Genomic DNA, 26,558 nt, shown 5'->3' on the forward strand with positions numbered 1-26,558 from the left:
CGTTTCAAACTGAACCGGCACCGAGGCGCCCCCCATCCGAACTCCCTCCCGCCGCGTCTCGTTAGCTATAGGCTAATAAGGATACAATACCGATTTGAGCACAATTTCCAACGGACATCCCGGGCAGATCGCCTACGACGAATACGATCTGGCCAACGGGTTGCATGTGATTCTCTGTGAAGATCACAAAGCGCCGATCGTCTGCGTCAATATCGCATACCATGTCGGTTCGAAGAACGAAACACCGAACCGCGCAGGGTTTGCGCATCTGTTCGAGCATTTGCTCTTCGAAGGCTCGACCAATGTCAAGCGAGGCGATTTCGATAAGTACGTCACCGAGGCCGGCGGCTACAACAATGCCTACACCACCGAGGACAAGACGAATTACTACGAAGTCCTGCCCTCGCATCAGCTCGGCCTTGCGCTATGGCTCGAAAGCGACCGCATGCTCGGTTTCGTACTCGGCGAAGAAAGTTTGCGCACGCAGAAGGACGTCGTCAAAGAAGAAAAACGCGAACGCTACGACAACACACCCTACGGCTCGCTTTCGGAGCGCATGATGCGTCTTGCGTACACCGACTTTCCGTACCGCTGGACCGTCATCGGTGACATGGACACCATCGAAGCTGCGACACTCGACGATGTACGGGATTTTTACACGACCTATTACTCCCCCGCGAACGCGACGCTCGTCGTCTCGGGCGACTTCAAGAACACCGAAGCGAAGCGGTTGATCGAACAGTATTTCGGTCCCATCCCGCGCGGCAGTCGTGACATCGTCCGCCCCCTCTTTGGCGATCTGCCGCAACAAGGCGAACGCCGCGAACTCGTGACGACCGAAGCCGTCCCGTTACCTGCGGTATTTTATGCATACCGCATGCCGCCAGAAGGAACACGCGATGCCATCGCCCTCGATCTGGCAACGGATATTCTTTCGACCGGCAGAAGTTCGCGTCTCTACCAGAAACTGGTGTATCAGGGGAAGCTGGCGTCGGAAGTGTCGGCGTATGTCGATCTTCGCGAAGCGCCGGGGTTGGTGTGGTTTTACGCTGTCGCCAACGAACCCGACCAGCCAATCGCCGCGATCGAAGCGGCGCTCGAAGATGTGATCGCATCGATGCGCTCCGAACTCGTCTCGGAGAACGAGCTGCAAAAAGCAAAGAATAAGATGGAGATGCGCCTCGTGGCAAGCCGAGTCACCGCCAGCGGCAAGGCAGACCAACTTGCCCATGCGCGCACGTTCTTCGGAAATACCGACCGCGTGAATTCGATCGTCGGCGAATACACCAATGCGACGACGGAAGATATCCGCACGGCGTCGGCTGCCTGGCTTAATCCCGACCAACGATGCACGGTGGTGTACCTGCCGCCGAAGGATTGATCGCCAGCGTACACGGAAGTGTACCCTTAAGCACTGTAGCTGACGTAATCGTGCGGGCACGCCGCAGTGTGCCCCACCGTAAATGACTTTCTTGATGACAACTATCGATCGTACAACACCACCTGCCCCGGGGCCGATCACCGAGATCCGCTTTCCGTCATTCGTTTCGACAACGCTATCGAACGGCATCCCGGTCTATCTTGTCGAAAACCACGAGCAGCCGCTCGTGAGCGTCACGCTCTATCTTGGTGGCGGATCCTCGCGCGACACGGCCGCAACCCAGGGCCTAGCGTCGATGGCGGCGGAGATGCTCAATAAGGGCACCGCAACGCGCAGCGCGACCGAGATTGCCGAGACTATCGACTTCGTCGGCGGTTCGCTCGGTGCAAGTGCGTCGTGGGATGCGTCGGTCGTCTCGACGTCGGTACTTTCCCGGTATCTCGATACTGCTATCGGACTGCAATCGGATATCGTCGCGAACCCGGTGTTTGCCGACGAAGAACTTTCGCGTATCAAAACGCAGCGCATTGCGAATATCATGCAGGCCAAGAGCGACCCCGGGTATCTCGCCGATGTCGTATTCTCGAAAGGAGTGTATGGCGATCACCCTTACGGGTTCGAGGCTGCGGGGACGGAAGCCTCGGTGAGCGCGATGCAGAGCGCTTCGCTACGAGAGTTCTATGCAACGCTTCGCGCACTGCCGGGCGCATTTTTCATTGTTGCCGGCGATGTCACCGAAGCGCAGATCGTCGAAAAACTTTCGGCCGCCTTCGGCTCGGCGCTCCGTGGCCAGTCCGCCGTCGGCGCCAGTGCCGTCACGAGCATACCGGCGCTCAACCAGGGCCCGAGAATCACGCTCGTTGAAAAAAAGCAGGCGGTGCAGTCCGCTATCCGCGTCGGCCACCTCGGTATTGCGCGTAACCATCCCGACTACGTGCCGCTGTATGTCCTGAACATGCTGCTCGGTGGGTACTTCAATTCGCGCATCAACCAAAACCTTCGCGAGCGCAACGGGTTTACCTACGGAGCGCGCAGCTACTTCGATGCCCGGAAACAAACCGGTGCGTTTGTCGTCAGTACCGAAGTACGGACCGACGTGACGGCAGCGGCCGTTCTCGAGATCCGCAACGAGATCGAGGCGATCGTCACCAAGCCGGTCGAGCCGCATGAACTGCAGATGGTCCAGCAATATATCATCGGCAGTTTTCCGCTCTCGATCGAGACGCCGCAGCAAGTGGCCAATCGCATCGCGTCGCTTGTGCTTTATGATCTCGGCGCTGATTACTACGACCGCTTCCGCGATCAAGTCGCTGCCGTGACGGCCGATGACCTGCTTCGTGCTGCCAAAGCGCATTTGCATCCTGATGCACTCGTAATTGGTGTCAGCGGCGATGCCAACGCGCTCGAAACAGAGTTGCGGGCATTCGGCGAAGTTGATGTGAAAGAGAGTATTTAGAATGTCAGCTCGAAGACGTCGTGCACGCGCGGCGACGGGCGACGACATCTGCAATCACGATCAGTTAGGACACGTGGATAAACAATTATCGACCTCCGTGAAGAACGCATTCGAAGGAAAAGAGCTGGAATACGCCCAGGAGCTTCTCAAGAAATATCGCGACGTAAAATCCGAGATCGCGAAGGTCATCGTCGGTCAGGATCAGATCGTCGACGAACTGCTCGTCGCATTGCTCGCGCGCGGACATTGCCTGCTCGTCGGCGTGCCCGGTCTTGCGAAGACATTGCTGATCAGCACACTCGCCAAAGTGCTCGACCTTGAGTTCAGTCGCATTCAGTTCACGCCCGATCTGATGCCGACGGATATTACCGGCACCGAGATTCTCGAGCAGAACATCTCGACCGGCGCAAAGGAATTTCGCTTCATCAAAGGACCGATCTTCGCGAACATTATCCTCGCCGACGAGATCAACCGCACGCCACCGAAGACGCAAGCGGCACTGCTCGAAGCCATGCAGGAGCATTCGGTCACGGCGGCGAATGTGACCTATACGCTCGAAGAACCGTTCTTTGTGCTCGCGACCCAAAATCCGATCGAGCAAGAAGGGACGTATCCGCTTCCCGAAGCACAGCTCGACCGTTTCATGCTGAACCTCTGGCTCGATTACCCGAGTGCTGCCGAAGAGGCACAGATCGTCAAGAGCACGACGAGCGAGTACGTACCGAAACTCAACAAAGTATTATCGGCAGGCGAACTTATCGCGTTTCAGGATCTTGTGCGCTACGTACCGGTCGCGGATAACGTGATTGAGTACGCCGTACGCCTCGTGGGTTCGACCAGACCCGGTACGAAAAACGCCGGCGAGTACGTAAAGAAATATGTCAGCTACGGCGCCGGTCCAAGAGCCTCGCAATATCTTGTGCTCGGCGCGAAAGTTCGCGCACTGCTCGACGGTCGGTTTACCCCTGCGCAAGAAGATATCCGTGCGCTCGCGATCCCGACGCTGCGTCATCGCATCGTGCTCAACTTCAATGCCGAGGCCGAAGGCCTCACGCCGATCTCCGTGATCGAAAAACTCGTGAAGGAGGCCTAAGCTTCGGATGCGCCGCTCCTCTCTTCTTGTGTTGATTGTCGTGTTTCTCAGTTCATCGCTTGCCGATGCCAGAACGGTCGCATCCGTGCGCCGGTATTGGATCGAGTTCAGCGACAAAGGCATCGAGCGTGAGTCGTTCGTCCCCGGCAACCCTCTCTATGAGCGCACGCTAGCGCATCTCTCCGCCCGGGCCCGTGCACGGCGCGCACACGCACTCGGTTCGGCGTCGCACATCGTCACCCTTGAGGATGCACCCCTGAGTAGCACATATTTGTCGCAGCTTTCACGACTCGGTATCGTCCCGACACAGCAGATTGTGTGGGAAAATGCGATCAGCGCCGATCTGACACCGGCACAGTTCGATGCCGTGCGCGCACTGCCGTTCGTTCGCTCGGTGCATGCAGTGCTTGCAGCCCAACCCGCGACGCTCGAATCGCAACAGGTGTCGGTGTTTCATTCGATGCCCCAGCTTGCTACCCAGGTAGTGACGACACAAGATTGCAGCTACGATAGCGTCATCTATCACTACGGGTACTCCGACATTGCACTCGGGCTTATTAATGTGCGCCCGTTGCATGCGATGGGCTTCAGCGGTGCAGGAGTCAATTACGGCATACTCGATTGCGGTTTCAACTGGCGCGAGATGCGCACGACAAAACACCACCGCGTGCACGGCGAGTACGATTTTGTCTTTCACGATTCGGTCACCGCAAATCAACCCGAGGACTGGCCGGATCAGGACGGTCACGGTTCGCTCGTGCTTTCTGCGGCAACCGGATATTTGCCCGACAGCGTGATCGGTCCCGCATACGATCCCGACGTGTGGCTTGCAAAGACGGAAGATCTGCGAAGCGAGACTCCGCGCGAAGAAGACAACTATGCGGCGGCGCTCGAATGGATGGAATCGCAAGGCGTCGAGATCACCTCGTCGTCGCTCGGGTATCGCAACTTCGATAGTGGGTTCGTTAGTTATAACTATGCCGATCTCGACGGCCGCACGACAATCTCGAGTCGAGCCGCCGCACGTGCTGCGCACCTCGGCGTGCTCGTGTGTACCGCATCGGGTAACAACAAACAGACCGATCCGCCGTCGCTCATGACGCCCTCGGATGCCGACAGCATCCTTTCCTGCGGCGCGCTCATGTATAACGACACCATCGCGGATTTTTCGTCGAACGGCCCGAGTGCCGACGGCCGCATCAAACCGGACATCAGCGCACCCGGCGTGTGGATCGCAACGATCCATCGCGACGACTCGCTCGGATTCGATACCGGCACGTCGCTCGCGACGCCGCTCGTCAGTGGCGCATGTGTGCTTATCAAACAAGCGCACCCCGAAGCAACCGCCATGCAAATCCGCGATGCTGTACTGGCCTCCGCCCGGCATGTCGTCGATTCGCTGCCGAATAACGTCTATGGCTACGGCGGAATCGATGCGTACAATGCTGCGCTCAAGCTCGGGACAATTATCGGACCGCTGAAGCTGCATCGAATAGACACCACCTATTCGGTCTGTGTCCCGATTGCTGCAAACAACGGCATTCGTTCGGCACATCTGGTCTATTCGCTGGATTCCGGCTCGTTCTCTCAGAGTCTTCCGCTCTCGCTTGCGACCGATTCGCTGATCTACAGTGGCTCGTTCGTGGGCTTGAAGCACGGCACGGTCGTGCAATTTTACGTCGAGGTATTTGACGGCGCAGATACGGCAACCCATTCTCCTCGCACTGCAACCCATGACGTGTACACGTTTACGGTCGGCGACTCGTCGGCAAACCAGCCGTTCCTCGACGCGACGATTCCGCAGTCACCGTCGTCGCTTGCAGTATATCCGAACCCCGCAAGTGATTATGTGATGATACGAACCGTCTCGAACGAATCGACGGCGTTCGAGCTTGGGGATGCGGTCGGCCGCGTGGTCGCATCGTTTACTTGTACGCCAGGTGAACACACCACGCGTATTATGCTTGGTTTGCTTACGAGCGGCACCTACTATCTGCGCGGACGCAGCGCATCGGGAATTGTCTCCATGAGATCGATCGTCGTCGCGCGATGACTTTTCTGAATCCATACGTCCTCTTCGCACTCGTAGCGGCAAGTTTTCCGGTACTGTTTCATCTGTTTGCTCAGCGAAAAGCGCGCCGTGTCGAATTCAGCTCGATTCGGTTTCTCAAGCAGCTCGAGAAGAGCTCGATGCGCAAGGTAAAGCTGCGCCAGATCCTGCTGCTAATTCTTCGTACGCTGCTTATCGCATTCCTGGTGATGTCGTTCGCGCGGCCCGCACTGCGCGGATTTCTCGGTGGGTTCTTCGGTTCGTCGCGAGCGAACACCACAGCGATCATCCTCTTCGATAATTCGGCGTCGACTTCTCGACGTGACGCATCCGGCATCTTCTTCAAACAGGAACAGGACGCTGCCATCAAGATCGCCGATGCACTCGAAGACGGCGACGAACTCATCATCGTCCCGCTCGCGACCATCGAACGCGGCAAAGCCTACCGCCGATTGCACGATCCGCAGGAAATGCGCAAAGCGATCGGAGAAATCATGATCTCGGATGCACGGGCGAAGTTGGCCGACGGTCTTCGCGTCGCGGCATCGGAGCTTGCCCGATCGGCAAACGTCAACCGTGAAGTGTACCTCGTCTGGGACGGACAAACGCGCAACCTCGGCGATCTGCCCAAGTCCGATACCGCACTCCGTCTGTTCGACGAACGCACGAATCTCTTTGTCACCACCGTCGGGACCGCTGCGCCGGTGCGCAATCTTGCGATCGACTCGCTCGTCGCAGTGACCACCGTGTTCGAGCAAGGTAGGCCGATCGAATTCAATGCGTACGTACGCAATACCGGCGACGGAGCAGTCGATAACGCAGTTGTCTCGCTCTTCTTCAATGACGACCGCGTTGCACAGCGATCCGTTACATCGATTGACGCCGGCAAGACGGAAAAGGTCGCGCTCGGCGCACTGCCGAAGCAGACGGGTATTCTGAATGTACGTGCAGAGTTGGAGGACGATGCTCTTCCGTTCGATAACAAGCGGTATTGCTCGATCACGCTTCCGGCGACGAGTCATGTCGCCATCTTTACCAACACCGCTTCGGACGCCGACTTCATGCGACTCGCGCTCGAAGAAACGCTTTCGGAATCCGGCGCCGCGCCGTATGCGATCGAGGTGCACCGGCTCGAAGAACTGCGCATGCTTCCTTCACTCGGCGCGCGGCTCGATGCGGTGATCGTTCAGCTCGGTGCCACCACACCGGATGCGTCGGATTTGAAAGCACTCCGCGCATATCTAAATGCAGGTCATGGTGCTGGGATCGTGCCGGAGCCCGACCTCTCGCTACAAGAGTATAACACGTCCGTCGCTCCGGCGCTTGGGCTGCCGCAACTCGTCTCGCTTGACGGATCGCTCGCTGCAACCGACAAGTATTCGAGCCTCGCGTCGTTCGATCTGGCACATCCCTTCTTTGCAGGGATGTTCGACCAGAACTCGAATCCCAACGGCCGCGGGATCGAGTCGCCGAAGTTCTTTCGTTTCTTCCGCTTTGCAAATGGCGGCGTACCGCTCGTCAAACTCTCGAGCGGTGCCGCGTTGCTCAGCGATGTCGGCGTGGGTAATGGCCACGTACTCTTGTTTGCAGTACCCGCGACATTCGCGTTCAGCGATCTTCCCCGCAAGCCGATTTTCTTACCGCTCATTCGGCGGACGGCTGCATACCTCGCATCACTTCGCGGACGAGATCAGAATATCGTCCCGACCTACACCGCAGGCGACCCGATCGACATTTCGCTTGCGTCTGCCGCAGGAATCCAATCGGGCGAACGTCTGCTCGTTCGCGGACCGAACGGATTCGCGCAGCGCGTGGAAGTGACCGGCTCCGCAAGCGGCACGATGCATGCAGTAGTCGAGCAAGTGCCGTATGCGGGAATCTACTCCGTCTTCAAGGACGCCGATGCGGCGACGCCGGTGGCTGCCGTTGCGGTGAACCCCTCGACGGGCGAATCGTCAGTGAGCACAGCTTCCCAAAGCGAGATGAACTCCGCACTCTCGAGGGTTGCCGCATCGAAGGCCGCGCTCCATACGCTCACGGCATCCGGCAAGGACCTTGCCGAGGCGATCCGTCGCTCGCGCTTCGGCGTCGAGCTCTGGCAGTTATTCCTCGCGCTAGCGATCGTTTGCGCCGTCGCCGAGATGCTAATCGCGCGCGAGGGGAAACACGAATAAGGCAGATTAATAGTTGTTCGGGCGGATACAATGATCCGCCCGAGATCTTATCACTCTTCCGTGATTGTGAATACTGGCCGTTGCCGGCGCTTCTTGTCGGTCACCGTTGCGTCGCTCTTGCTTGGGTTCTGCTTCGCGGCGCAACAGGGACGAATCGGCGCCGAGAGGCCCGCCGCCTGCAGCGACATCGTGCAGATGAAGAGCCCGGCCGCCGAAGCGAGCTTAATGCGCTGTCTCGTACTCATACTGCGGCTCCCATCCGTTCTCTCCGTCTTTCAAGAGTTCGAAGAAATGCCAGATCCCCGAGTACATATCGGTCGGCCCGAACTCGTCGTATGCGATGCGTGTGACGGAACCGTCCGCCTCCCGGTGGAAGGTTGAATATCCCGGTTGCGGATAGCTCTTGCCGTCTTTCTCATAGGCAAAGCCCATGTCCTTGGTGAACTGCATATCGCGATCGGAGAACATTCGCAGGCGCCATCCACGGCTGGCAGCAAACTCCTTTTGCACTTCCGGCGAATTCGGCGAGACGACGGCGAGCGCCGCACGATTCTCGATATGTTTCGATATGCCGTTGATCTCGTCAGCCCAAAGCGTGCAGTAGCGACAGCCCTTCCCCATGTTATGAATGAGGATGAGATCGTCCTTGTCGCCAAAAAGATCGGCGAGCGCAACTTCTTTGCCGTTGCCGTCGATCAGACGATAAGAACTGCTGACTGTTTGTGCCGACGAGCGCAGGATTTCGATGATCTGCATACGGCGCTCGAAGATCTCCTTCTGGATCGCTTCGACCTGCGGATTCCCGTAGAGACCGGGGTATTGGTTTTGTGCTGTTTTCATTATCGTATCGTTGAAGGTGGTGTAATAATAACGATACAAAGATACCGGGACCCTGCCCCTCCGTGGTTTCGGAAAATTGCTATTTGCCGACCATCTCGTTGTCGTTCGATACGGAAGCAGGCGGGTTCTTTCGGTATTTTGACGGTGGGACGCCGTATTCCTTGCGAAAGGCGTCGGAGAATACGGGAAGATTCTCGAATCCGACCCGGATGGCAATATCGCCGATGGGGGTGTCAGAGTTTCGCAGCAGCTCAGCGGCTTTCGAGAGTCTGCGCAACAGAAGGTACCGGTACGGTGTCACTTCGAACACGCTTCGGAACAATCGCAGGAAGTGATACTGCGATACGCATGCAACTTCGGCAAGGTATTCGACCGTAATATCGCGCTCGTAGTGTAAGTCGATATATGCCTTTGCTTCGGCGAGCCGGTAATAGACGGAATGACGAGCATCGGGGCGTTGCAAGGGGACGCGCTCGACCTCTTCGGCCATCGTTCGGCGCGCGCGCATCGCACTTTCGAGGATCAACTCGACTCCGGATTCGAGCGGTGTACGCTCGTCATCTTCCGTTGCACGAAGCGCAGGCGCAAGCGTTCTGTAGCGCCGAAGCTGTTCGATGAACGGGTTATACGCTTCCGAACCGAAGACGATCACTGCATCCGCGCTCGCGCCGTCGTCGCTGCGATCGATGAGCGACTCCATCTCTTTCGCTAACTGCTCGATCTGTGTTCGGCGATCCGGCTCCATGAACGCTACCGTTTATGCCCGGCCATATCGACCAAAATCGGAGAGCAGAAGATCGTATCGGGATTCTTGCGGTGCGCAAACCAATCGGCAAGCATTGCATCGCCCATTTCTTTCGTCGTTGCACCGGAGGCGACCATGAGATCCATGTGTTTTGTAAAGAAACGGTGCGCCCACTCGATCACGTCGCTATCCGGCCCACCGGAAAGGCAGTGCGGCGCATAATCAAAAAGATCGAGCCCGTTGGCGCGGAAGATATGTGGAATTCGTGCAGCGATGAACGCATCGCCACCGCCAGCCGCCCAGTGACGAATCACCGTCTGGAGCATATTATCGAACGCACCACCGTTCGGATAGAGGCCCAAGCCGGAATACAGATAATCCTGAATTGCCAGAACACCGCCTGGCTTGAGTGCGCCAACCAGATTGCGCACGAAGGCATCGGCATCCGGCACGAAGCCGATCACCCAACGGACGAAGATGAGATCGTATTTTTCCGTAGGAAGTGCAGCCGTCTCGGCGGTACCATGAATGCGGTGGATATTGCTCCACCCGCGCTCTGCGGCTTCGTCTCCAAGATAGTCGAGATAGTAGTCTGCCGGTTCGAGGGCGGTGACCGATCCTTCGGCACCGACTCGTTCGCGCAGATCCATCGTCACAAACCCCGGCCCCGCACCGACATCCAGACAGTGGAATCCCGTGCGCATACCGACGCGATCGAACAACGCGTCGGTCACTCCCTTCCAGACGCCATGCTGGAAGCGCAGACGTTCGAGTTCTTCTTGATTGATGCCGAGGATGTATGGTTGGGCAGGCTGGCTCATGATATGATTTTCAGAACTTTTTAATGATCGAATGGGTACTAAACCTTCAGTGAGCTGAATTCATTCTACCCATACACCATGCGCAGTGTTCTTCTCGTCACCGTGTTGTTGTCGTGCGTTGCATTGTTTTCGTGTTCCGATTCGTCGAGCAACGGATCGGCTGCCCAAACAGGAGTGATCATCCCGATGACAATCGGAAACTACTGGGTGCTCGATAGCACGCTCTACGATGCGTCGGGCACATCGCATGCGGGCGGCACGGATTCGATCAAGATCAAATCCAGCACGATCAGTCCGAAGGACGGCAGCACGTATTTCGATTTGAAGTATTATTGGCTGATGCCGACGAATGTCGGTGTGTACATTGCAGCACCGCCGAATTTCTACAGTGCGTATCGCTATTTCAAATATCCGGCAAACCCCGGCGAAATCTTCCGCGACCATACGGATTATATGACCATGCCGTTTCCGATCACTTCAAAGCCCGATTCGATCGCAACGATGGTGTCGAACTATGTAGTGCAAAAGAACAGTGTATCGGTCACCGTCGCGGCTGGTACGTTCAACTGCTATGAGTACCAGACTGACTGGAAAGAGGTCCGAGGAAATGCGACCCTCCAGCGAGACATTTATTATCTGTGTCCGAATGTCGGATACGTCCGGATCGAACACTATTCGATCCAAGGGGCGGACATTTCGGCCCTGCATTTGCGTTCACGAGTCGATCTGCGTTCGTACTCCGTTCACTAACGAAGTACCTGCAATTCGGCGATCGACCGGACCGTCGGATACTGCGACTCTTCGGGGGCGCCGGTCGGTTCGCGTTTGACCCAAACGGAGTTGATGCCGACACGCCGAGGTGCACGTACATCCCATTCCAAATTATCGCCGATCATCCAAGCGCTACTTGCGTCGGCATCCATCGTCACGAGGGCATGAAGGAAGATGCGCTCGTCCGGTTTGCCGATGCCCACTTCCCCTTCGATGAAAATCTGCTCGAAGTAGTCTGCGAGCGCGAAGCGTTCGATCTTGCTTCGCTGCATCCAGCCCATGCCGTTGGTGACGAGCCCCAGCCTGATACCTTCCGAACGCAGCATTGCGAGCGTATCGAGCGCCCCGTCGATGACATGCATTAACGAAGCATGATGCGCAGTGTATGCATCGCCAAGCTGGTCGGCGAAGTCGAGATCGTCTCGCTCGAGCCGCTGAAACGCCAAGCGCGCGATGTCGCGACGGGCCTGTGGGATATCCTGCCGAGCAACGCGGTGTCGTTCCGGATCGCCCCAGAACCACTGACGACTCTGCTCGAGCGCATCGAGCAACCGTTCATGTTCCGGAGTATCGAAATGAGGTTTCGTCGCTTCGAACCAAGCCTGATTGGCGTGGACGTCCGATGCGATGATCGTATCGTCGAGGTCGAAGAGAACAACGGATGGTGTGTGAAGTGTCGTTGGCATGTGCATCGAACGATACGACGGAATGTGCGGAAAGTTTTGTGTTCGTGGATGATCGTAACCCCATCGTTGCCTTCGCGACTATGGATTGCCAAGAATTTTCGTATATTTGCACTTTAGACCACTCCCTGCCACGGGAGAGGCATTGCTGGATCGATCCTTCAAGCGGTCGTGTGGTGAGCCGATGCCCCCCGGTACACCGTATCGCTCGAATTGTACTCGAAGAACTCAACGGGTGCGGGCTCGATGTCCGAGAGCGAAGAGTGCACTTACTTCACAGTACAGATATCTGCTCTCGAGAAGCAGGTGCTTCGATCGCGACGACACATAGAAGAGCAACATGTACGAATGCTGAACCGACACAGACGATCATATCGCGACAGAACCTATCGCTGCGCGGGCACAATTGTCCGAGGAGCGAGCGTGCTGTGCTGGGGAATATGTACCGTGTTCTGGTCGATCTCGGCGTGCGCACAGACGGCGGATACGCTCGTCGTCCGCGACACTGCCCGAAAGTACGTGAATGCACTGATCAGCCCACGAACGAGCCTACAGCGCACCTCCATCGAGCATGCCAAACCACGCCGTGCCGGGACATCGGAACTGACGATCGTTCGAGAGCAATACACGACCGAAGCGACGAACCCGCATTTTGTGCGCGCTTCAGTCGAAGCCGTAGCTCTGGGCGCAGATGGCGCCGAAAGTACATTTGACACGCTTCGTGTCGAAGAATTTCGGCAGGTGCGTGCACATCCGACACTTGGGTACATTTTCTTCGATGCCAATTCATCTGAAATACCTGCTCGATACGAGCGAATGTCCCAACGCGAAGCCTCGAAGTTTTCTTACGCCGATCTCTACGACCGCGAGGCGATGGATATCTACCACAATATTCTCAACATCGTCGGTAAACGACTCGTCGAACATCCCCGAGCAACGCTCACGCTCGTCGGCTGTAATGCCGATATCGATAACGAAAAGGACAACCTTCCACTCTCGCGAGCGCGCGCCGAGGCGGTCAAGAATTATCTGAATGCCGTCTGGTCGATCGCACCGTCACGCATCACCACAACAGCCCGCGATCTGCCGGAACGACCGTCATCTGGGAAGAGCATCGAAGGCCGGGAAGAAAATCGGCGAGTAGAGATATACTCCGACGATCCGGAGATCACGGATGTCTTCACGGCCATTGATACAACACTCTTGCCGACGCCGCCGGTCATCCGCTTGCGGACGATGTATCAGTCTGCATCGCCACTACAATCATGGTCGCTCACCGTTCGCCAGAAGAACACGGTATTGAAGCGATATGCCAACGGTGGTGCGCCGCCGCGGAACATCGATTGGGATCTGCAAGACGACGAACGCAGCATCCCGCGTATGAATGCGCCGCTCGATCTGGAACTCATGGTAAAGACGACAGCCGGCGATGTAGCCAGATCGTTGGCGACAGTACCTGCGCTGACACACACGCTCAAACAGAAAGCGCTTACGCGCGCGCTCGATACGATGATCGATCGGTATAACCTCGTACTGTTTGATTACGGGAAGGCTGAATTGACGCCTGAACATCAACGCATTCTTGCATCGCTCAAATCACGATTAACACCGGCATCGCATATCATCATCGAAGGATTCGCCGATCAAAGTGGGAGTAACTCCACAAACAGCCGCCTGGCATTGGCTCGGGCCGCGGCAACAAAAAAAGCACTCGCTCCTGTCGATGCAGTCGTGCGCAGCAACGCAGACGCTCGCCTGCTCTTCCCGAACGATACACCCGAAGGGCGATTCCTCTGCCGAACCGTACAAATAACCGTCCTGACCCCGTCAAATGCCCTTCGGTGATCTCTAACGCGTTCGCAACTTTTCGAATGGTCCGGGGTTCGTAACTATATGAAGCGGATTATTCCAATGATGTGTATCCTCCTAACGTACAATGCGATCGTTGGTTGTCGATCGAATGCAACTGGCCCCGCCATTGCGGCGACCGATAGCATGATCTTCCCCCTTGCTCTTGGGAATAATTGGGTCTATCGCGAACAGTATCTACTGCCGAATGGACGCCCGGATACGACAGCAGGTCTTGGCGTGACGGGTTCGCATACCACAATGGTCTCGATCACACATCGATCCTTTCTCGATGGCGACTGGCAATATTCCATCGACGATGGGACGGTAGTGTATGACGGGCCGATGGTCACATACTTTAATCGGTCAGACGGATTATGGTATCGACAATCATCGAATGGGTTCGATACTTCCGCCTTGATCATTCCGTTTCCCGTCTCGAATGTCGGAGTGCCGCTCGAACAAACACGTACGCCGCGGATCGTCTTCGATACCGTCAAGCGTATCAACCGGCAGGATACCGAAGTCTTCACGTTCACTTGTGTGAGCCGGGATACCGTTGTGACGGTTGCTGCCGGGACATTCCATTGCTACGAGTATCGTCAGGAAGCCGGATATGCTTCACAGCACGAACCCGACTGGAAAGAAGATGCATTCTATGCACCGAACTACGGGCAAGTCTATGTTGAAGACCGCTACCATGACGAGCACGGACAGTTCTTCGTCGGCCACCGTCTGACATTACTCTCGTATTACCTCAACCGATAGCCTCTCGATCGCTGGCATTCCTTTCGAACGCGAGTTGTTATAGGGTGTGAGAAAATCCGCACACTATGCTACGCTCTCGTTGCATACTCCTAATCGTTCTGGCGGCAACGATCTCCACCCCTGCAATTGCCCAACAGAAGACCGATACCACCTCGACCGTCGTGACACGAACGATCGAAGAACCGAAACTGCAATTATTTTGGGCGACCATCGGCGGTGGTGGCGTCGGGCCTGGGCTCGGAGGCCTCCTGAAAACGACTTATCTATGGGGGGCACACAGCATCAGCGCGAAGGTCCAGGCAGGAGCAGAACTTAACCTCTGGAACGGACCGCAAAACGACGTCACCGAATACAGCATCTATTACGGACGTCAGTTCGTGACGCCCTGGACGATGATGCGCATCGCCGCAGGCCCCGCGTATTTTTCGCACACCTTTGAAAACACGACCATTCATCGTATCGGCATGGGTGCCGAAGTGGAGGTGATGGTTAAGATCTACTTTTTCGGGTTCGGGTTCATGACGTCGGTGATGGCAGCTCCGGACATTCTCTACGGCTCCATCACCGCGAATCTCAGTCTTGGAAAATTATTCTAAGGCGAAACACCGCTCAAGACGGTCATCTTGTTCGTCAGTGTCCACTTGAATGTTCATTCTTGTACAACAGCCGCTTCGCATCCGCGAGCAACTGCATCGTATTGAGATGGAGTAGGTTGCATCGGGATAACCGAGTCTGGCATACTCTTTGTCCGGCATCTTGATACGTCCTGTTCCCCAGAAACGAGGGACCCCTATTCACGCAGCAACAGGAGACAGACAACTATGAGTAAGATCCATGTCAACGACCCGGACGATTTTGCCACCTACCCCAATAATCGAATCTGTGCCATTGTCGACGAACGCGACGACGCGAAGCGAGCGCTCGATGCATTGCTCGATAACGGGATCGACACCGAACACATCGGCATCCTCTATGGCGAAGCCGGAGCCGATGTGCTCGATGCCGAATCGACACACCACGGAGTGCTTGCCAAAGTCGCACGGACGATTCGTTCGTTCGGCGATGTCGAGAACGAATCGATGCATCTATACGAATCTGCGTTGCATACCGGCGGCTATGTGTTCGCGATTCATGCACGGACCGACGACGAGAAAGAGCGCATTCGAACAGCGCTCGGACTTGGCAATGCTCGCGAGATCAATTTCTTCTCCACCTGGTATGTTCAGGCGATGAGAGGCAACTAAACCCCCCCCCCCCCCCCGCAAGCTCGCGACGCCAACGAATGGCTCATCCCGCAAGAAGCCGGCACTGCGCCGGCTTCTTCTCTTGTTGAATTGTTGTATATTTGGTCTACTACCATCATTTATAATCCCAATGAAATCAGCAATTCTGATCCTGTTTCTGATCCCATTGCTTGCCGCATGCAGCAGTACGAACACTCCGGTGACCCAATCGAACAACGATTTGATGCCGTTAGCGGTCGGCAATCAGTGGACGTATCACGAGTGGCGGACCGATTCGACGCATATACTGCGTCCGCAGGAGGATTTTACGATCACGCTTCTTTCCACCTCGGTCAGAGGGGGGAACACCTACTATCAATCGGATCTCGGCGCACGATATTTTTACACATCGCAGGGATTGTGGTCGGAAACGAATGGTGTGCTGAGCCCACATTTTTATGCAAAACATCCGGTGGTTCTGAACGAACAAATGGCGCTCGACTCGGTCGCCATTACCGACGAACAATCGCCCGATCCGCTCGACCTTGCCATCGGTACTCAATCCCTTACCGGGGAAAACGTCCCTTACACAACGTCATCCGGCACTACCTATAACACGGTGCAGTATCGCCGTACGTATCGCGGCACGGTTCACGATTCCGTCTATCTCGTCGAACTACAGTACTTCCAACTCGGGACAGGACTCGTCATGCACTCATACTTAGCTCCCGATGCTGCCGGGACTCTGCAAACAACGGAGAAGTGGGAGTTGGCAAACGCAACGGTGAAGTAAGACCCGAATTCCGATTGCGTATTAGGCGCCAAACTGCCGCAGGTGGTGGTCGGTGTGCACGTACATGACGCGCCCCCAGTTTACGTTGTTGAAACGCCCGCCGAGCGGGTGATATTCGACATAGGAACCCGCCGCAAGATACCGGTCCATCGCTGCTTTCAGATCGGCTTTCTCCGCTTCGAGTTCTTCCGGATCGATCTTTCGCGCGACCATATCGAAGGACGGAAACGTTTGGATCTTGCCTTTGAGCGGCGTCATATTGAGCAGACCGAACTTCCAGATCGGCCGCAGGAGTGCGGGTGCGGCGAACGGCTCGGAGACCTCGCCGATCGCAAGCTTGAAGCCCATTCCCACGTGGCGAAGAGCCTGCCTCACGTTCATCTTCCCCCATCGGGGAACGCTCTCGGTTGAAAGCGAATCAATGCGTGTGCGCAACTCCTGTTGCACGGCTGGATCGAGGTAGGTTTTCTTCGGCATGGGGTATCTGTGTGAGTGATACATACTCTACACGCCTCAACGGAAAGTAGTGCCATATGCCATAATTAGATAGGATCTAAGTTTAAAAGCTGTCATTCTGAACGAAGCGAAGAATGACTATCGTTATAAGTTGCAAAGTCAAAACTAAGCCACCACTCATAATTAGAGGGTATATTTGTTCAGCTATGCGTACGGTGATCGTTCTTCTATCAATTAGCCTGACCATTGGGGGCTGCGTCTCCACCCACGTTACATCACTCGTCGATCCATTGTATCGCGACTCCTCGTATGCGCGGATCTTGGTGATCGGGAGTTTCCCGACAATCGAAGCCACAAAACTCGCCGAACAACATTTGGTACGGGACCTTACCGATAGCGGTACGTTCGCAATCGCGAACACCGAGATCCTTCCACCGCTCAGGAAATATTCCGATAGCGAGATTACGCTCATCTACAGGAAATATGACCTTGATGCTTGCGTCGTCATATCCCCGACGTCCGAGCGGTCGAATCTGGTATATGTTCCCGGATGGACACACATCGACAATTCCATTCACCAAAATACTGTCGGGACGTCCGTTACCACATCCGTCAATTCGATCCCCGGCAATTACCAGCAGACGAATTACATCGGCACCAAAGCGGAGTTGCGAGATATCAAGACGGGAGCGTTGGTGTGCCGCTGCGAAACGAATTCAAAGCACGTGACTGAATATGCGACGTCGTCATCCTCCTCAGAAAACGACTACGTCATGAACTCAATCTGCGAGAAGATCGTCGGAGAATTGGAGAAGAATAAATTGCTGAAGCACAAATAGAAATGCCGACTCGTTCGCCGGGGCTATTGTACCGAAGACTACTATACGACATACGTCCCGATCTGTCGCGTGAATGGGTTGAATGTTATCCCCGAACCGCCACCATTGGTTGAAACTCATGTCTCATTCTTTCCGTCCTTCGGACGCTACGCAAGTGTCTGCTTCAGCAGACTGAAAGAAATGAGCCCCGCGTTTCAACGCGGGGCGAGCTTGCGGCCACAACCGTATTTCGTGAGATCACTGAGACCAGTTCCTATTGTGGTGAGTCACTCAGAACGATTCCTTCGCGAAATGTTTTTTTATCTAACCAACCGCCGATCCAAGTGCCCACTCCTACGATCGACCTTCGCGATGTGATCCAGCAATGGATGAGCCGGAAGATTAACCGCGTCAAGCAAAGTAATCGTACGCTAACAGCAGCACTTGGAGGATTCGAGATATTACTATTCTACTACTTCGCACAGCGAGGATTCGATGCCATTGCCGTCGTAACGATACTGGCCGGGTTAGTTGTCATCGGGTGGCTGATTTATACCGGGTGGAATCAAACGAAGCGCACGGTTGCCGAACTCGGCGATGCGAATGTGGACGTCTGTCTTCAGCACTTGGGCAGATACGGTGAGATCGATGAGATTGTAGCTCAACTCGAGCTAGAGCTTTCCGCGCCGATCCTCACCGGACGCGAAAAAGGCCGATCACCTTCGTTCTTTCTTACAGAACATTGGCTTGTCAATTTTACATTACTCCCTCACCAGTTTGCGTATATGTACGGGGACATTTGGCGGGTGAGCGGCTCGTACAAAGGTACACCAAGAGGAACGCCGCTTGCATTCTTCTTTGTCATCCACTTCAGTTCGACACAAATGTATGTCCCCCCTCTTGCATTCGAGGACCAGGTAACCTTGCTGCGATATCTGCGGCTCAAACGACCGGGCCTACAGTTCGAATGGCCACAGATTTACCGTGAATACTTTGAATCAGTCCTTGAAGCTGCCATGAGAGCTGAAGAACAAGCCGCCATGGGTTGAAAACCCATGGCTAATTTCTTTCAGTCCGTCGGACGCAACCGCAAAATGAAGAAGCCGGCCCATCGCTGAGCCGGCTTTTTTATACGTCAAGACGCGTAACCCCGTCTATCCGTCAGATTAGTACATCCCGTCCATGCCGCCACCGCCCGGCATCGGGGGCATCGGCTTGTCTTCCTTCTTCTCGACGATCGTTGCTTCGGTCGTCAGCAGAAGGCTCGCGACGGAGGCTGCGTTTTGCAGCGCGCTGCGCGTGACCTTCGTCGGGTCGATAACGCCCGACTTCAGGAGGTCTTCGTACTTCTCGGTCAGTGCGTTGAAGCCGTAGCCGTCCTTGTTGTTCTTCACCTCGTTGACGATGACCGAACCTTCGAGGCCGGCATTGGCAACGATCTGGCGAAGCGGCTCTTCGACCGAACGCTTGATGATCTCGACGCCCGTCTTGACATCGACATTATCGAGGCCCTTGATGAACTTCTCGTTGAGGCCGCCGAGCGAACGGATGAGTGCGACACCGCCGCCGGGGACGATCCCCTCTTCGACGGCTGCGCGCGTGGCGTGCAGTGCGTCTTCGACGCGTGCCTTCTTCTCCTTCATCTCGACTTCCGTCGCGGCGCCGATCTTGATCACGGCCACACCGCCGGCGAGCTTCGCAAGACGCTCCTGCAGCTTCTCGCGATCGTAGTCCGACGTGGTCTTGTCGACCTGGCTCTTGATCTCGTTGATGCGCTTCTTGATCTCGTCCTTCGAACCCGAACCCTCGACGATCGTCGTGTTGTCCTTGTCGATGGAGACGCGGCTTGCCGTACCGAGGTAGCTGAGCGTTGCGTTATCGAGTTTGAAGCCCTTCTCTTCGCTGATGACCGTGCCGCCCGTGAGGATAGCGATATCCTCGAGCATGGCCTTGCGGCGATCGCCGAAGCCCGGAGCCTTGACGGCTGCGACCTTCAGGGTACCGCGAAGCTTGTTGACGACGAGCGTTGCGAGCGCTTCGCCTTCGATGTCCTCGGCAATGATCAGGAGCTGACGTCCTGCCTGCGCGATCTTCTCGAGGATCGGGAGCAGGTCCTTCATCGAGCTGATCTTCTTGTCGTGGATCAGGATGTACGGGCTCTCGAGCACCGCTTCCATCGTATCCGGATCGGTGACGAAGTACGGCGAGAGATAGCCGCGATCGAACTGCATACCTTCGACGACGTTGAGCTCGGTCTCGATGCCCTTCGCCTCTTCGACGGTGATCACGCCGTCCTTACCGACCTTCTCCATCGCTTCGGCGATGAGGTCGCCGATCGACGGGTCGTTGTTCGCGCTGATGGCGCCGACCTGTGCGATCTCTTTCTTACCCGAGATCGGGCGCGACATCTTCTTGAGCTCTTCGACGACGTTCGCAACCGCGAGGTCGATACCCCGTTTCAAATCCATCGGGTTCGCACCGGCCGTCACATTGCGAAGACCTTCTCTAACTATAGCCTGTGCAAGTACGGTAGCGGTCGTCGTGCCGTCACCGGCGACGTCCGACGTCTTCGATGCGACTTCGCGCACCATCTGTGCGCCCATGTTCTCGATCGGATCTTCGAGCTCGATCTCCTTTGCCACCGTGACGCCGTCCTTGGTCACGTTCGGTGCGCCAAACTTCTTGTCGATGACGACGTTGCGGCCTTGCGGTCCGAGCGTCACCTTCACAGCGTCGGCAAGCTGATCAACACCGCGCTTCAACTTCGCGCGAGCGTCTACGTCAAATGTAATGATCTTTGCAGCCATTTCGGTAATGTAAAATTAAAAATGTAAAATGTAAAATGGAGGAAGCACCAGTGTCATTGCGAGGAGGGCCGTAGGCCCGACGAAGCAATCTGAAATATTGGGGATGTGTCCCTGGTTCAAGATTTTAGATCGCTTCGCTTCGCTCGCGATGACATTCGACTAGTTACTTCTTTTTCGATCCGCCGACGACAGCGAACACATCGCTCTCGCGCATGATCAGGAGGTCTTCGCCGTCAACGTTGACTTCCGTGCCGGAGTACTTTCCGTAGAGCACGATATCGCCGACCTTCACGGCCATCGGGACGAGCTTTCCGCCCTCGTCATGCTTGCCGCCGCCGACGGCCAGCACTTCGCCCTTCTGGGGCTTTTCTTTCGCGGTATCCGGCACATACAGGCCGCCCGCCGTCTTCTCCTCCGCCGCAGCCGGGCGAACGATCAAGCGATCATGAAGTGGTGTTAGGTTCATAAGTCGTTATGAATAATATAGTTAAAGTATCCTAAAATTTGTATGACCATTCAGGTCTGAGAGGCAATACGATATTAGCACTCTCTGGTTTCGAGTGCTAAACAGGGGGATAATTTTTGGGGTTCCGGACATCGCCAATGGATAGATTCGTGGGCGGGATCGGAGCTGTGATCAATACTTGGCAGCGTACAACCTCAACCATCGCCCACGAATAAATTCGTGGGCTAGTGTGTGGTCGTCGCCGGGCGACTCAATGCAGATAGGAATCGGCTTCAGCCGATGAACACATACTAGCCCACGATTTCAATCGTGGGCGGGGTCGGGTGCAGATCGAGATTGATCGAAGAAAACCGACCGTTCGTCGAACACAATATTATTCGCTCGAAGAAATGCAACATACTCGTCATGAAACGAGATATTCATATGGTGCTCTTCCTGATTTGCGATGTACTCAATGACCTTCTTGAGTTGCGAAGTGCTCACGCTGAACTCTGCATATCCGACTTGCCATGCAAATGACCTCAACTCGGGATACTCGTCGGAGAGCCACTTTGAGGATGTCCCCTTTAAGGTTTTGACGGTCTTTGCAACAGACTCAGTTGACGGCAGTGAGATCAATGCATGACAGTGGTCCTCGTAACCACCAATAGCGATCGAATCGATACCGTGCTTCTTTAAAATCCCGTGCATCACCTTCCACAAACGTTGGCGAATTTCGACTGTTAGCCACGGCTGGCGGTGCCTTGTCGAGAACACAACGTGCACAAAGTGCGCATGAAACGAGTGAGCCATGTGCTAATATACGATGGACAAGAATCCCCTCCACCACCTCACGCCAGCAGCGATTGGTTATCGGACTCGCTTCGGAAGGGCCGGACTACCGAGGATTCTCGTGCACCCCGAATTTCTTGTGCTTATAATCGATGATAACCGTCTTGTTCAAGAATAGATAATTTCCTGCGGTCGCGTCGGTATGTTTGTCGATTCCTAATCCTGAATGATTTGCGTACACCTTCACATTCGAACACCGCAGACCGGCGAGTTCGAATGTGTCGTTCATCAGTTTTCCCGTTACAGCGTGCGATGTGCCCCACGACGAGATCGTGATCGTGTCGATATCCGGTGAGGTAGAGAACGTGGAAATATTCTTTGCTTGCGTAATGAGCGGGAATATGCTCGATCCGTTGTCGAACATGATCCTCAACGATTTGCCGTGCAGCTTCATCGGCAGAATCACTCTGCCGTCGGGATCAAATTCCGCATCGATCAGATCGTGGTTGTATTCGTTCGGAACATGGTCGCAAATCGCGAAGCGGGAATTTGGATAATCGATCAACAGCACGGTATTCTTGAAGAAATCACTGCCGATCGTTCCGATGTGGATCGTGTCCCCCGCGTCGGGCTTCTCGATATGTTCTCCATACTTCGGATACACAAAACCGGTGGTGTTTCTTGCGGTGTATCCGCCGAAATGCAATCGAATATTATCAATATACTTCCTGCTGTTCCAAAACTCGAGCGGACTTTTGAGTCGCTTTAATTTCTCCTTTGCAACGGTATTGACTTCGGCTAACGCCCCGACGGTATTCTCATACACCCCGGTCATGTCGGCTCCGAGATCGAATTGGAACGTGAAGACGTTGGGAAGTCCTTCGATCGTGCAGGGAATATCCATCGCCGTTTTCTCGACATACTTTCCACCGAGCGAATCGCTCACCCATTCGAACGGCGCCCACACGATCTTCGAGGTTTCGTGGCTATTGGTTGTGATCTCCCACTCCCCATAGCCACTCTTGTCGGTCAGAACAGAAATTCCGCACACCACCAAGAGCAGTGTTGTAGCTACAGCCGATATCGTTGCCGATGTTCTCACGTTGATGTGTTGTCCAAGCAATACCAACAACTACACATCCTGAGACCTCCGTTGCTATACCACGTCAAACCCGAGCGGCGACTGGTCTTCGGGGTCGTTCTCGTAGTTGATGTGGATCTCCTGGCCCGCGGGGATATCGCGCAGGGCGATGTAGGTGATCGTGTCGTCGTCGAACTCGTAGTCGGCGTCGGGGTCGAACGAGTGGTTATAGAGCGATCCATATCCGAGGGCGATGGCAACCTGATCTTCGTCCCAATAATAGACATAGTATTCACCGACGTTCGAGTGATTCTCCGGATGAAATTCGTCGGAGCCCATCAGCAGGACGGGTGCGACCTCGATCACCTGCCCTTTCTTGATATCAACGTTTGCAAAGACTCCGCGCCCCTTGCCCGGGGACGAATCCACATAGATCAGCGTCGATGGTTCGATTCTCATACGTATCGTGTCGTCGGCAAACCAAGAGTTTGCGTATCAATTCAAACGGGTGCAAAGATACGCAATGCACGAAGCCGTTGACCCTATCGTGGATGATACAGTCTATTTTGTCGCGGGGCGTCCCCACCACAAATGTCCGATCGTGCCAGGTTGAAACCCAGCCGCAGCCGTTACCGTCGCACTCGCAACGTCGTACGTAAACGATTGCCCGATGAACTGGGTACCGGCAAGATTTGATTCCGACGTGCGCAGGATGAGCGACTTGCTATCAGGCGACCAATCGTATGCAGCCAAGCTCCCATTTACTAACTGGTAGGGCAATGATAGTCTTGTCGATGATTTCGATACGAGATCGTAGACGACCGGCGTACAGACACTATAGGAATTATTGATCTGCGTATTGGTATAGAATGTCTCGTAGAGAACATAACGCCCTGACGGTGATACTTTGACGGACGTCGGCTGAATGGACGAATCCGAGACCAGCGTCTCGCTCACGCCGGTTTTCGGATCGTATCGCTTCAGTGCGCGCATACTTGATGACGCCGTGGCGCCGATATAGATTAACGTACCATCGGGAGTCCAATCATATGAGTGTGGGTCCGGATCGGCAGCAACACTTGCCAACAGTACCGTATCGGGCAACGGTCGCAGCACAGCGCTCTGTACCTCGGCGATGGTGATATGAAAGATCGAATTATCTACGTATGCGATAGCGACTTGTTTGGAATCGGGCGAGAAGACGGGTGTTTGCATCCAGTACCACGACAGCGAGCCGTTCGGCGATGCTTGCATCTTGGTCTCTTGTGCGGAGGACAAATCGCGCACCCGCAGATCCGATCCGTCGGTCGTATAGAAGAGCCGATTTCCGTCGGGAGCAACCGCAAGATCTCTCGGATATCCGCTGACACGGAACAGCACATGCGGTGTAGTATCGACGACACTATATTTGACGAACGCGATCGAGTCGCCGTCGGTGCGCAATCCGATAATGTTACCGTCGATCGGACGTGCAACGAGCGTCATATTCGGACCAATCATCTTCGAGGTGCCGTCCGTCTGGAGCCAGTAGATACCTACCACAGAGGAATTACTGGAAGATGCAACGTCGTACACGATCGGACCGCTCGGCGTCGTGCCCGTCTGAGGAGCATTCGACGAAGAGCATGAATATAGAACAGCGGACAAAAGAAGAATAGCGAACGATCTAATGATGGACTTCATAGTGTACCGTTAGAATGGATGTCAGAAAAACACATTAGGATCGGTGTTGTTCCGCCGCGCAGTCACAGGTAGTAGCTCAGTCTGAAATTGTCTAAATACCCGTCATTCTGAGCGAAGCGAAGAATCCCTGTGGCGGAGCCTCACTGCATTTCATCGAGGGATTCTTCGCTTCACTCAGGATGACACTCGGAATACAGTCGAAACTGAGCCACTACTCGATCACCCCACGTTTACCGCACAACTACGAACGAGCCGGAAACCCAATGGCTCCCACTCTGGATTCGCACATAGTATAATCCCGATGCAAGCGTCTCTATCGGTATTGTCGTCGTGAAGTCCGAACCAAGGGCACGGTCACTCGAACGACGAACCAATCTGCCGACTGCATCCCGCACCTCAAACACCACCGTACCGCTGGTGTGCGCTCCATACAACGATACCGTGATGACGTTCTGACCCGGCCCAACCGGATCAGGCACGATCGCGAGCCGTGCAGTCGGCATTGCGGAATTGCTTGCAACACCGAATGTTGGGTCATACCATATTTTATAGATCGCCGGTGCACTGTGAGCCCCGCCTTCATCGGACGCAACGTAGAGCGCGCCGACACTATCGAAAAATACGGCACATGGCCGCGCCCATCGCTGATAGTTAAGCGAATCGGTCAGGAACCCCGTTGCAAACTCCCGCACACTCCAACTCCCGTTCGATTGCGCACCACGGAGGATTGACGAGCCGTTCGCAATGAATCGTCCATCCGCCGCATGATACGAGCCATGCAACGCAATGAAGGCATTCCCATAATACTCGCTCGGAAACAGGGTCGCGCGATCGATCGCTACGCCAAGAGCCGTCGAGTGTGCAGGGACGATCATCTGAGGTACATACATTGACGCAACGAGCACGGAATCCGCATGCGTGACGGGCAGCAGTGCTTGATACTCTGTACTAGCGTTGAAATCGTCCCACTGGTGATCGCCATACGCAATCGGCCAGCCATAAAACGCACCGGGTTCGATCTTCGCGACAAAATCGCCCGGAAGGTCCTCGCCGAGGCTATTGCGCTCTGCAACCGCAGCCCACACTGTGCCGGTCATGGGATCCTGCGTCAACCCGACCGCATTCCGTAGCCCGGACGCGTAGATCGATCGATGCGAACCGTCGAGATCGAGACGCAGAATTGCAGCGCGGTTGCTGTCATTCTCGCGGCATGCGTTGCACGGTGCACCCACGCTGAGCAAGATCTGCTTGTGTATTGTATCGAAGAGTATTGTTCGCGTATAGTGGTTCGGAACTCCCTCTGCGAGGTACGGGACGTTGTCGATGAAGCGTGACGAATCGGCATAGCGTCCCTCTGCATTCGGATGCTCGTACTTCATCACATATCGCTCGGCGGCGGTATAGAGGGCACTATTATAAAAAGCAAATCCATGCGCACCGCCATCGCCGCTTGCAAGCACGATCGACGTGTCGGCAACACCCGTTCCGCTTCTCTCGAGTAACGCATAGATTATCCCCGCTCCCATATCCGAGCACGCGATGTGGCCGTTCGGGTCGATTGCAAGCGAACGAGGATGAAAATTCGGTGCGCTGTAGTACACTTCACAGCGAAAACCGGGTGGGAGATTGACCGTATGGACCGAATCGAACAGCGACTGAAATCGACCTGCGACGATGAGATCGCTCGACACAAGCGAATCGCTTGCGGTCTGTGCGTTCACCGACATCGCAAGACACATCACTCCAACCACACACCACAGGGCACAACGCATACACGATCTATGATTGAACACAACAATACCAACACCGACAGATCGAGAAAGTCGCACC

At 55.3% G+C, this 26,558-nt stretch carries 26 protein-coding genes; 13 read left to right on the plus strand and 13 right to left on the minus strand.

The window, feature by feature from the left end; all coding sequences use genetic code 11:
• Positions 1 to 94 precede the first annotated feature (94 nt).
• From JSS75_09160 to JSS75_09180, 5 genes are all read left to right on the plus strand, one after another.
• Positions 95 to 1,381: an insulinase family protein gene (locus tag JSS75_09160; protein ID MBS1903859.1), complete on the plus strand. Its 1,287-nt coding sequence runs from the start codon at positions 95 to 97 to the stop codon at positions 1,379 to 1,381.
• Between the two features lie 94 nt (positions 1,382 to 1,475).
• Positions 1,476 to 2,837, plus strand: coding sequence for an insulinase family protein (locus JSS75_09165; protein MBS1903860.1), 1,362 nt, complete (start codon positions 1,476 to 1,478; stop codon positions 2,835 to 2,837).
• Between the two features lies 1 nt (position 2,838).
• Positions 2,839 to 3,930 (plus strand): MoxR family ATPase, encoded by a 1,092-nt coding sequence (locus JSS75_09170; GenBank protein MBS1903861.1) that lies wholly within the window; start codon positions 2,839 to 2,841, stop codon positions 3,928 to 3,930.
• A 7-nt stretch (positions 3,931 to 3,937) separates the two neighbouring features.
• Positions 3,938 to 5,983: a S8 family peptidase gene (locus JSS75_09175; protein ID MBS1903862.1), complete on the plus strand. Its 2,046-nt coding sequence runs from the start codon at positions 3,938 to 3,940 to the stop codon at positions 5,981 to 5,983.
• On the plus strand, positions 5,980 to 8,154 hold the full coding sequence (locus JSS75_09180; protein MBS1903863.1) for a BatA domain-containing protein: 2,175 nt from the start codon (positions 5,980 to 5,982) through the stop codon (positions 8,152 to 8,154). Before JSS75_09175 ends, JSS75_09180 begins: the two co-directional genes overlap by 4 nt.
• Positions 8,155 to 8,204: 50 nt before the next feature.
• Here JSS75_09180 and JSS75_09185 read toward each other — a convergent pair whose 3' ends face one another.
• The 4 genes from JSS75_09185 to JSS75_09200 form a co-directional block, all read right to left on the minus strand.
• A complete protein-coding gene (locus JSS75_09185) occupies positions 8,205 to 8,399 on the minus strand; it encodes a hypothetical protein (protein ID MBS1903864.1) in 195 nt (64 codons plus the stop codon).
• Positions 8,377 to 8,994 carry a DUF899 family protein gene (locus tag JSS75_09190; GenBank protein MBS1903865.1) on the minus strand — a complete coding sequence of 206 codons (618 nt, stop codon included), beginning with the start codon at positions 8,992 to 8,994 and terminating at the stop codon, positions 8,377 to 8,379. The genes JSS75_09185 and JSS75_09190 overlap by 23 nt, the downstream gene beginning before the upstream one ends.
• 79 nt (positions 8,995 to 9,073) lie before the next feature.
• Positions 9,074 to 9,739 carry a helix-turn-helix transcriptional regulator gene (locus JSS75_09195; GenBank protein ID MBS1903866.1) on the minus strand — a complete coding sequence of 222 codons (666 nt, stop codon included), beginning with the start codon at positions 9,737 to 9,739 and terminating at the stop codon, positions 9,074 to 9,076.
• Positions 9,740 to 9,744: 5 nt separating this feature from the next.
• Positions 9,745 to 10,560, minus strand: a complete 816-nt coding sequence (locus tag JSS75_09200; protein ID MBS1903867.1) for a methyltransferase domain-containing protein — start codon at positions 10,558 to 10,560, stop codon at positions 9,745 to 9,747.
• Positions 10,561 to 10,638: 78 nt separating this feature from the next.
• Here JSS75_09200 and JSS75_09205 point away from each other — a divergent pair, with 78 nt between their 5' ends.
• Positions 10,639 to 11,310 carry a hypothetical protein gene (locus JSS75_09205; GenBank protein MBS1903868.1) on the plus strand — a complete coding sequence of 224 codons (672 nt, stop codon included), beginning with the start codon at positions 10,639 to 10,641 and terminating at the stop codon, positions 11,308 to 11,310.
• Here the strand turns inward: JSS75_09205 and JSS75_09210 are convergent.
• Entirely contained in the window at positions 11,307 to 12,017 is a 711-nt protein-coding gene (locus JSS75_09210) for an HAD family hydrolase (protein ID MBS1903869.1), read from the minus strand. The two genes, JSS75_09205 and JSS75_09210, sit on opposite strands and share 4 nt — an antisense overlap.
• Before the next feature lie 444 nt (positions 12,018 to 12,461).
• On the opposite strand from JSS75_09210, the gene JSS75_09215 reads away from it, so the two are divergent.
• From JSS75_09215 to JSS75_09235, 5 genes are all read left to right on the plus strand, one after another.
• Positions 12,462 to 13,859 (plus strand): OmpA family protein, encoded by a 1,398-nt coding sequence (locus JSS75_09215; GenBank protein ID MBS1903870.1) that lies wholly within the window; start codon positions 12,462 to 12,464, stop codon positions 13,857 to 13,859.
• 48 nt (positions 13,860 to 13,907) lie between these two features.
• Positions 13,908 to 14,630 carry a hypothetical protein gene (locus JSS75_09220; protein ID MBS1903871.1) on the plus strand — a complete coding sequence of 241 codons (723 nt, stop codon included), beginning with the start codon at positions 13,908 to 13,910 and terminating at the stop codon, positions 14,628 to 14,630.
• A 65-nt stretch (positions 14,631 to 14,695) separates the two neighbouring features.
• Positions 14,696 to 15,226 carry a hypothetical protein gene (locus JSS75_09225; protein ID MBS1903872.1) on the plus strand — a complete coding sequence of 177 codons (531 nt, stop codon included), beginning with the start codon at positions 14,696 to 14,698 and terminating at the stop codon, positions 15,224 to 15,226.
• A gap of 225 nt (positions 15,227 to 15,451) precedes the next feature.
• Positions 15,452 to 15,874 carry a hypothetical protein gene (locus JSS75_09230; GenBank protein ID MBS1903873.1) on the plus strand — a complete coding sequence of 141 codons (423 nt, stop codon included), beginning with the start codon at positions 15,452 to 15,454 and terminating at the stop codon, positions 15,872 to 15,874.
• Positions 15,875 to 16,004: 130 nt separating this feature from the next.
• On the plus strand, positions 16,005 to 16,646 hold the full coding sequence (locus JSS75_09235; GenBank protein ID MBS1903874.1) for a hypothetical protein: 642 nt from the start codon (positions 16,005 to 16,007) through the stop codon (positions 16,644 to 16,646).
• Between the two features lie 21 nt (positions 16,647 to 16,667).
• On the opposite strand, the gene JSS75_09240 is transcribed toward JSS75_09235, so the two are convergent.
• On the minus strand, positions 16,668 to 17,123 hold the full coding sequence (locus JSS75_09240; GenBank protein ID MBS1903875.1) for a DUF1569 domain-containing protein: 456 nt from the start codon (positions 17,121 to 17,123) through the stop codon (positions 16,668 to 16,670).
• Positions 17,124 to 17,308: 185 nt separating this feature from the next.
• Here JSS75_09240 and JSS75_09245 point away from each other — a divergent pair, with 185 nt between their 5' ends.
• Both JSS75_09245 and JSS75_09250 read left to right on the plus strand, forming a co-directional pair.
• Complete coding sequence (locus JSS75_09245; protein MBS1903876.1) at positions 17,309 to 17,941, plus strand: hypothetical protein; 633 nt, start codon at positions 17,309 to 17,311, stop codon at positions 17,939 to 17,941.
• Between the two features lie 323 nt (positions 17,942 to 18,264).
• The gene (locus JSS75_09250; protein ID MBS1903877.1) at positions 18,265 to 18,969 is read left to right on the plus strand and encodes a hypothetical protein; all 705 of its coding nucleotides are present in this window, start codon (positions 18,265 to 18,267) and stop codon (positions 18,967 to 18,969) included.
• A 117-nt stretch (positions 18,970 to 19,086) separates the two neighbouring features.
• Here the strand turns inward: JSS75_09250 and groL are convergent, their stop codons facing one another.
• The 7 genes from groL to JSS75_09285 all read right to left on the minus strand — a co-directional run bounded on the left by groL (position 19,087) and on the right by JSS75_09285 (position 26,449).
• Positions 19,087 to 20,727, minus strand: coding sequence for a chaperonin GroEL (gene groL, locus JSS75_09255; GenBank protein ID MBS1903878.1), 1,641 nt, complete (start codon positions 20,725 to 20,727; stop codon positions 19,087 to 19,089).
• A 163-nt stretch (positions 20,728 to 20,890) separates the two neighbouring features.
• Positions 20,891 to 21,193, minus strand: a complete 303-nt coding sequence (locus JSS75_09260; protein ID MBS1903879.1) for a co-chaperone GroES — start codon at positions 21,191 to 21,193, stop codon at positions 20,891 to 20,893.
• Between the two features lie 303 nt (positions 21,194 to 21,496).
• On the minus strand, positions 21,497 to 21,985 hold the full coding sequence (gene tnpA, locus JSS75_09265) for an IS200/IS605 family transposase (GenBank protein ID MBS1903880.1): 489 nt from the start codon (positions 21,983 to 21,985) through the stop codon (positions 21,497 to 21,499).
• Positions 21,986 to 22,070: 85 nt separating this feature from the next.
• A complete protein-coding gene (locus JSS75_09270) occupies positions 22,071 to 23,066 on the minus strand; it encodes a hypothetical protein (protein MBS1903881.1) in 996 nt (331 codons plus the stop codon).
• Positions 23,067 to 23,120: 54 nt separating this feature from the next.
• The gene (locus JSS75_09275) at positions 23,121 to 23,504 is read right to left on the minus strand and encodes an SET domain-containing protein-lysine N-methyltransferase (protein ID MBS1903882.1); all 384 of its coding nucleotides are present in this window, start codon (positions 23,502 to 23,504) and stop codon (positions 23,121 to 23,123) included.
• Positions 23,505 to 23,606: 102 nt separating this feature from the next.
• Positions 23,607 to 24,728, minus strand: a complete 1,122-nt coding sequence (locus tag JSS75_09280) for a hypothetical protein (GenBank protein ID MBS1903883.1) — start codon at positions 24,726 to 24,728, stop codon at positions 23,607 to 23,609.
• A gap of 230 nt (positions 24,729 to 24,958) precedes the next feature.
• A complete protein-coding gene (locus JSS75_09285; GenBank protein MBS1903884.1) occupies positions 24,959 to 26,449 on the minus strand; it encodes a PQQ-dependent sugar dehydrogenase in 1,491 nt (496 codons plus the stop codon).
• Between the last annotated feature and the right edge of the window lie 109 nt (positions 26,450 to 26,558).

Source organism: Bacteroidota bacterium (genome assembly GCA_018266755.1).
Classification (GTDB): Bacteria; Bacteroidota; Ignavibacteria; order Palsa-1295; family Palsa-1295; genus JAFDZW01.